The sequence below is a fragment of the Ensifer sp. SSB1 genome, from assembly GCF_016652895.1.
Lineage (GTDB): Bacteria > Pseudomonadota > Alphaproteobacteria > Rhizobiales > Rhizobiaceae > Ensifer.
Genome location: NZ_JAEPRP010000260.1, coordinates 1 through 7,082, shown reverse-complemented (window position 1 = coordinate 7,082; position 7,082 = coordinate 1). Strand labels below are relative to the sequence as shown.

Sequence of the window (7,082 nt, the reverse complement as noted above, 5' to 3'; positions counted from 1 at the left end):
CTTCCTCATCGCTGTCGGTTTGTTTCGCCATCAGCAGGTTTTCCTTGATCGTGCCGGAAAACAGATCCGAATTCTGCGACACGAAGGAGACCGCCGAGCGGACGACGGAGGGATGCAACTGCCGGATATCCACGCCGTCGAGCAAAATACGGCCGGCACCGGGCGCATAGAGACCTGCGAGAAGCCGGCCGAGCGTGGTCTTGCCCGAACCTATGCGCCCGATGATGCCAACACGTTCGCCGGCCTTTATCGTCACGTTCATGCCGCTGACCACTTTGTAGTCGGTCCCCGGATAGGCAAAGTCGAGATTGGTGAACGTGATGCTGCCGTTACGGATTTCGCGGTTGACGAAACCGATGGTGTCCGGCCGGTCCTCCGGCTGCTCCATCACGGCATTCAAAATGCGCAGCGCCAATATCGCCTGCCGCAGCCGCGCAAGCGTCATCGCGATTTGCCCGAGTGGCGCGACGGCGCGGCCGGCAAGCATGCTGGCCGCGATGATCGCGCCCGAGGAGATCTTGCCTTCGGTGAACTCGTAGGCGCCGGCGACGACAATGCAGACCGTCACCAATTGCTGCACGAACTGCGTCGCGTGCGAGGCCCAGGAAGAGATTTCCTTGATCTGCTCGGACGTGTTGGAGGAGTGCTTGGCCAGCTCGTTCCAGCGACGCAAAAGCTGCTTTTCCGAATGCAGCGTCTTTACCGTCTCGATCGCGCTGATCGTCTCTACCAGCAGCGCTTGGCGCTGGGCAGATTCGTTCGATGCCGCGGCGACCCGGTTTCCGATCTTATACTGCGCGACATAGCCGATCACGAGGCTCAAAAGGAATGCGATTGCCGGAATGAGCGCGATCCAGCCCGCAACCGCATAGACGGCCGCGATGAAAACGAAGACGAAAAGGCTGTCGATGAGGGTGCTGAGCGTATTCGATGTGAAGAACTCGCGAACGAATTCATACTGCATCGCCCTGTTGGCGTATTCGCCCGTAGACGGTGGCCGCGATGCCATCGTCGCATGCAGGATCTTCTCGAACAGCATGTAGGAAAGCTTCAAGTCGGCCTTCCGTCCGGCAAAGTCTATCAGCGCGGCACGAACTGTCTTCAGCAGGAAGTCGAACAGGATGGCGGTGCTGATACCGAGTGCCAGGACCCAGAGCGTGGCAATCGCCTTGTTGGGAAGAATCCGGTCATAGACATTCATCGTGAAGAGTGGCGCCGCCAGCGCCAGCACGTTGATGAAAAAGGCCGCGATCGCTACTTGCACATAGGCTTGCCAGAAAGGCTTCACCGTCGCTGTCAGCCAATGCCGACGGTCAATGTTGCGCGCCTCGCCGACGCCGCGGCCGGACGCCGTATTGAGATAGGTGGCCGAGAAGGACATCGCATAGGCAAGGCCGCCGAGCTGCAGCTCCGACAGTTTCACCGCCGCTTCTCCAGGTGCGGCGGCCCTGTTCGAAAGGTTCAAAGTGCCGTCCGGCGCCTCTTCCAGAAGCGCCATGGCGCTGCCGTCGCGAAAGACGAGCAGCAACGGGTACACGAAATCACGATTGCCGATCGCGCGCCCGGAAACGGCTTCCGTTTCCAGGCCAACCCGCTCTGCGATACGAGAGACATCTTCGGCGCTCGGCGACCGAGGGTCGAAAGGCACGTCAGAATACAGCACGCTGTCCGACGAGGGGCGATTCAAGAAGATACAGATCTCCTTGAACGCCTCGGAAAAGCCCGTCAGAGACGGGCCAATCTGCACATGCCTGTCAATGCTTTGCACTACCACCGATTGTGTCCACCCTGCCGAGGACAATTATTTCTGCCGAATCGGCGCCAACAAGTCGAGCGGCAAGTCGTTCGTCTGACGCGACGGGACACGGCGATAGGTTTCCGTGGGCGGCGTAGCTGGAACATTGAACTCGTTGCGGGCATAGGCTTCAGACTGGGCCGGCGCTTTAATCTGCATCGTCGACAGGAGCTGGCCGGTCGCTGCAAGGAGGCGATACTCGGCGAACAGGGCGGCGTACTGCGAGGTTTTCGCGAGAACGCTGACGTTGAAACGCGAATTCTGCGCGCCGAGCACGTCAAGCAGCGAACGCTGTCCGACCTTGAGCTGTTCGCGATAGGACTCGACGAGCTGAACGTTCATCTGGGCCTGCGCGTTCAGCGTGCGAGAGATCTCGTACTGGCTGTTGCGGCGTTCCCAGGAAATGCGGACGGCTTCCTCGACCTCGCGATGGGCCTGGTGGAAGACCAGCCGCTGTTCGCTTGCACGGCGCATCTGCTCCTGCTCGTTGGCAATATCGATACCGCCACGATAGAGGTTCCACTTGGCGACGATCCGCGCCTGCGCATCCCAGCTGTTGCCGGTCTCGCCGCCGATATCGTTGCCCGTGCGCACGCGCCCTTCCGCGAAGACTTCCGGAAGCATGTTCGAGCGCGCAGCCTTGACCTGCGAGTCGGCAACGCTGATGTCGGAATCGGCAGCCTTGATGCGCGGGTTGTTGCCGCGGGCAATACCGATCGCCGTCTCGAGCGTCTTCGGCAGGACGCCGGCAACCGACTTCGGCATCGACGGTTTCGTCAGCGGCTGGCCGACCAGGCGGTTGAAGCTGATCTTGACGGTTTCAAGCGCTTCCTCAGCTTCCTGCAGACGGGCCTTAGCCGACAAAAGGCGCTCGCTCGCCTGCTGGCGATCGGCATCGGTCAGCGCGCCGCCTGAAATCAGCGAGCTGATGTCCGACAGGATCGACTGGTGCACGCCGACGTTCTTGCGCGCTTCAGCAACGATCTGCTGCTGGAGAATGTACTCGAAGTATTCGCGGACGATCTGCAGGCCAATCGTCTCGGACCGCTCAAGGACGCGGAAGGAGGCGCTGTCAACACGAGCAGCCTGACGCTCCAGCTCGGCGCGTCGGCCACCGCCGTCGAACAGCTTCTGCGTAATCGTCAGACCGACATCGGAAGGATAAAGTGGATCGTTTTCGATGGAGCCAAGCCGGCGGCTTTCATCTTCAAGATGCTGCACACCCGTCGAAGCTTCCATATCTACGCTCGGCAAGTATAGACCACGCGCTTGACGTAGCTCGAACTCGACAGCCTCGCGGTTTTCGATCGACTGGCCGATCTCCGGGTTCGATTCCATTGCGACCTGAAGCGCTTCCCTAAGCGTCATCGCTTCGGCGGCGCCACCTGCAAATACGGTCGACGCGAGCAGAATGGAAAAAAGCCCACCCTTAAAAGTTTTCCCCACTTTCAATATTATCCCCCTCGCAATCAGTACGTCATGCTGGCTAATCCGAGCGTACGTTACAACTGCCGAAATTTACCGATAGATAATACAGAGGTAATATAAAGCGGCCACCAATTTTGGGGTGGTCCAGCGGTGCTCGGGCCTTTCGCACGGCTATGTTGCAAAAATGGAACATCCGAGCCGCCGCAAGACATTCCGTTAACCCATTGAAATAAAATAAATCACACGCAGCGCATCAAGGCCGTTAGGCACCTCGGATTACTGCAACGTTGCCGTAGACTCAACGCCAGCGCGAACTAGCTGCCGCCTCTTCAGCCGGTGCGAGCAAAGCTCGCCCATCTCCCAAGTCGACCCCTACACCCGGTGATTCAGGCGGAAGGCAGCCGGACGAAGTCGACGCCCTGGGTTCCCTCGCTGGCAACCATCACCGTTTCGGATGCTGCTGCGCGGCGCAACCGCTCAAGGTCAACGCTGCCGTCAAACAATGCACCGCCAACGCTGAGCGCCAGATCGACCTTGCTGCCGTCGGCAGAGAAGTGTGCCGAAGCCAATGCCTTCGTCAGGCGGATAGAAACCTGTTCAGCGTCCGACTCGCTCGCCCCGATCAGGAGAACATCGAAGCTCGCCGGGCCGGTACGTGCAACGATGTCATCGCGGCGCACCGACGTGCTGATCGTGGAGGCGACGAACTGGAGCAGCTCTTCGCTCCAGGCCGGCCCGAAAGCGGCGCCAACATCATCGAGGTTGTTGAGTCTCAGATGGATGAGCGCTCCGTGAAGCTCTTCGCCAGCGCGTTGCCGGCGACGTTCGAGGCCGTTGACCTGTTGCACCAGCCCGCGGCCGGTTACGCAGCCGGTCGTCGCATCGTGGGCAACGACATGGTTGATCTGGTTGCGCAGGCGCTGAGCCCGACGAAACTGTGTCGCTGCGAGGACGATCAGCGGTACGCCCATCAGCAGGGAGATCAGCGCGGCGCCAACCATGGCGGCCGCATAGGGTCGATCGACGAGAGCGACCAGGCTGAGATAAACCAAAACCTGCGCGAATACGGCAAAAGCAACAATGCCGGCAATGACATATCGCGCGATTCGCCAGTCCCTCTGACCGTTGAACTGTACTTCCCTACGCATGCACCGCTCCCGATTCACCAATGACGATCGGTCTAGCGCGAGTTTATGGATATTCCATTTCCAGGGTACCTACAACTTTATGCAGTACGGAGCTTTCCAAGAAAAATGCTCCAAAACGGGATGTCCGGCTCGCCGACAGTCGGTTGTTGGCCCATCCTGCAGGCATCGATGGGCCTCCAAGCGCCAGCGGCGAAGAGATGCGATTCGATGCCGGATGTCACCGTATCAAAGTGGGGGCTCACGCGCAGAAACGCTGCCCGGAGCGGGGCGTCGGGTCAACCGGCATAGTGTGTCTAGAGGGGGCTCACCCGGACAATTGCAAGAGGGTCGGGAACCCTCCCCGCCTTTCGGCGTTCCTATTCCGCCGGGCGGCTCCGCCCGAAGCTTTAGCGCCACGAAAGGATCCAAAGATGTACGACAGGGAGCGTTGGCCGGAACAAAGGGCATCAACCGGACTGCCGGTCGGAATCATGCTTCTTTCAGCTCTGGCCATAACCGCCTATCTCGCTGTCGGCGGCGCCTATTCGGACGGTGGGGATCGCGCCGTCGTTTACATTCCCCAAACTACAGGAAAGTAGTCCGCGCGGCGCTGCAACGCGAGGTGGCCTCGTCCACGGTCGCGGGCCTTCAATGCGTTTCGCCATAAGTGAAAACGGGGCGGCTCCTCCTCCGTCCCGTAGTTCACGACAGGCTGAGAATGTCTCTGCAAGCAATGCAGTAAGTGACCGGCAATGAATCCGGCGAGCATCACGGGATACCGCCCATCCGGTGGCCATTCACGAGCGATCAACGTGACAGCGGCTGCCGCCGAAGGCAACGAATCAAACGGATGTCGAACTACTCAATTTGGGTAGGTCTTCCAAGAATAACGTAGGCATATTTCCGCCGGTCGTGCAGACGCGCTTGCGGGCGCAGCGTTTGAAGCGGGATTGGGGTTTGTTTAGTGGCGGTTTCATCCGGAAGAAGCAGAGCGGGCTAACACGCATGTGGATCCTTCCGAACCAGCACTCGGTGCGCGTCTTCTATGTTTACCAAATTGGCGATATGCCACAGGCTCAAACCTAGCAGGAGACATCATGGAAACCGTCGAAATCAGCGGCCGTAGCGACTTTGCACTTTGGGCCATCCAGCGTGCCCAGGAAATCGTCACGGCCGAAGGCGCTGCCTTTGCCATGGCCGCTCGCGACATGGATGAAGAGACGCTCGCCGAAACTGCAGCCGCGCTCGGCAAAGCCATCAGCGAAGCCATGCTCGAGGTTTTCGACGGCCTTACAGCCGAGTGATCTGATCTTCTCGGAGCCCCTGGGCACCCGAGGAAGACGGTGCGTCAGCTCCGCTTCTCAAGAGCGTCATTTCCGCCGTACGTCGAGGCCGAGTGCCTCGGCGATGGTGATGGTCTGGTCGATCGTGATGATCGCATCCTTGAGTTGGACATTTTCCGGGTCGATCGCACTGAGGTCGCTGCCCCTGAGGTCACAGGCCGTGAAGTCGACACCGTGTAGCCAGGCGCCGGAGAGAGCGACATCCCGCAGCGAGCCGCTTTTGCAGGAGGCGCCTGTCAGGTCCGCTTCCCGCAGGCGGGTGTCCTTGAAGGACGCGCGGCCGAGAGCGGCACCGGGCAAGCCGACGAAGGACCAGTCGCCGCCCGAGACCTGCATTTGATCGAAATCGCAGGCATCGAACATGCTGCCGACGAACTTGCACTCGGTGAAACGGCTGTCGAAGAATTTGCAGGACACGAAGGTACAGTTCACGAACGCGCTCGCCTGATGCGACGAGGCATTGAAGCTCGCGCGCCGGAAGGTGCATTCGTGGAAGACGACGCCAACCGTCTGTGCCTCGGTCAGGTCGAGATCGGTGAACAGGGTGTTCTGGTGACGCTCGCGATCGATCTGCCGGCCATACCAATCCGCGCCGGCAATGGTGATTTCGGTCTTCGGTGGCGCTTCGCCATATCGTCGTTCAGCCATCATCCATCCATAGCGCTCGGCGTGAGCGCCCGCCGCTTCGTCAACCTGCTCGATTGCCTGACGTCAGGACGCCGGCAGCGAACTCGCTCTAAGCGAGTGCCATAGCCTATCCAAGTTTGAGGGTCGATGGCACGGCACAAACGCCGGGGATCAGCCAGATCCCGCGTCAGTCGTCAATTCGGAACCCGACCTTCATGACCACCTGGTAGTGTGCCACTTCGCCATCCTTGATGTGGCCCCGAATCTGATCGACCTCGAACCATTCGAGATTTCGCATGGTTTTCGAAGCCCGCGCGATCGCCGTTTCGATCGCCTCTGTGACGGAAGACTTCGAACTGCCGACAAGTTCTACCTTCTTGTAGACATGGTCACTCATGACACCCTCCCGGTTGCCTCTGGAAGCTACCGACAAGCCTACAACCAAATCACGAAAACAGCACCTCCGCAGCGAGGTGGAAAATCTTTCGCCGCTGGGAACGCATGCTTGCGGCGGCCATCTATCAATCGTGGAGCAGCCACCGCCGTTTCGTCCTCTGCCCTACCCATCCCAACCTCGCTTATCGCTTGACGTTTGGCGCCCAGGAGAATGACATCGAGATATCATTCTCAAATCGGGAATGATTCCGGGTGCTTTATCGCAGCAAGCTCAGATCAGGAGGTGGCATGAAAGAGGCCACGCCCGCTGGGAGAACGGATCATTGAGATGGCGATGATGATCGAGGGACAGTCACGCTTCCAGCC

6 protein-coding genes are annotated in these 7,082 nt (G+C 59.7%); 1 reads left to right on the top strand and 5 read right to left on the bottom strand.

Features of this window, described 5'->3' with window-relative positions; all coding sequences use genetic code 11:
• From I8N66_RS35040 to I8N66_RS35030, 3 genes are all read right to left on the bottom strand, one after another.
• The coding region (locus I8N66_RS35040; RefSeq protein WP_291164441.1) for an ABC transporter transmembrane domain-containing protein at positions 1-1,663 on the bottom strand (1,663 nt) is incomplete at its 3' end.
• Between the two features lie 138 nt (positions 1,664-1,801).
• A complete protein-coding gene (locus tag I8N66_RS35035) occupies positions 1,802-3,163 on the bottom strand; it encodes a TolC family outer membrane protein (RefSeq protein ID WP_291164444.1) in 1,362 nt (453 codons plus the stop codon).
• Positions 3,164-3,609: 446 nt separating this feature from the next.
• Positions 3,610-4,371: a diguanylate cyclase gene (locus I8N66_RS35030; RefSeq protein ID WP_291164438.1), complete on the bottom strand. Its 762-nt coding sequence runs from the start codon at positions 4,369-4,371 to the stop codon at positions 3,610-3,612.
• Positions 4,372-5,447: 1,076 nt separating this feature from the next.
• Between I8N66_RS35030 and I8N66_RS35025 the strand changes: the two genes are divergently transcribed.
• On the top strand, positions 5,448-5,654 hold the full coding sequence (locus I8N66_RS35025; RefSeq protein ID WP_113537269.1) for a hypothetical protein: 207 nt from the start codon (positions 5,448-5,450) through the stop codon (positions 5,652-5,654).
• Positions 5,655-5,720: 66 nt separating this feature from the next.
• Here the strand turns inward: I8N66_RS35025 and I8N66_RS35020 are convergent, their stop codons facing one another.
• Both I8N66_RS35020 and I8N66_RS35015 read right to left on the bottom strand, forming a co-directional pair.
• Complete coding sequence (locus tag I8N66_RS35020; RefSeq protein WP_291164434.1) at positions 5,721-6,341, bottom strand: pentapeptide repeat-containing protein; 621 nt, start codon at positions 6,339-6,341, stop codon at positions 5,721-5,723.
• 166 nt (positions 6,342-6,507) lie between these two features.
• Entirely contained in the window at positions 6,508-6,717 is a 210-nt protein-coding gene (locus tag I8N66_RS35015; RefSeq protein WP_057249612.1) for a dodecin, read from the bottom strand.
• Positions 6,718-7,082: the final 365 nt, after the last annotated feature.

Excerpts from the sequence above, each read along its gene's own strand:
- I8N66_RS35035 (WP_291164444.1), bottom strand. The coding sequence starts at position 3,163 with ATGACGCTTAGGGAAGCGCTTCAGGTCGCAATGGAATCGAACCCGGAG.
- I8N66_RS35020 (WP_291164434.1), bottom strand. The coding sequence starts at position 6,341 with ATGGCTGAACGACGATATGGCGAAGCGCCACCGAAGACCGAAATCACC.
- I8N66_RS35030 (WP_291164438.1), bottom strand. The coding sequence starts at position 4,371 with ATGCGTAGGGAAGTACAGTTCAACGGTCAGAGGGACTGGCGAATCGCG.
- I8N66_RS35025 (WP_113537269.1), top strand. The coding sequence starts at position 5,448 with ATGGAAACCGTCGAAATCAGCGGCCGTAGCGACTTTGCACTTTGGGCC.
- I8N66_RS35015 (WP_057249612.1), bottom strand. The coding sequence starts at position 6,717 with ATGAGTGACCATGTCTACAAGAAGGTAGAACTTGTCGGCAGTTCGAAG.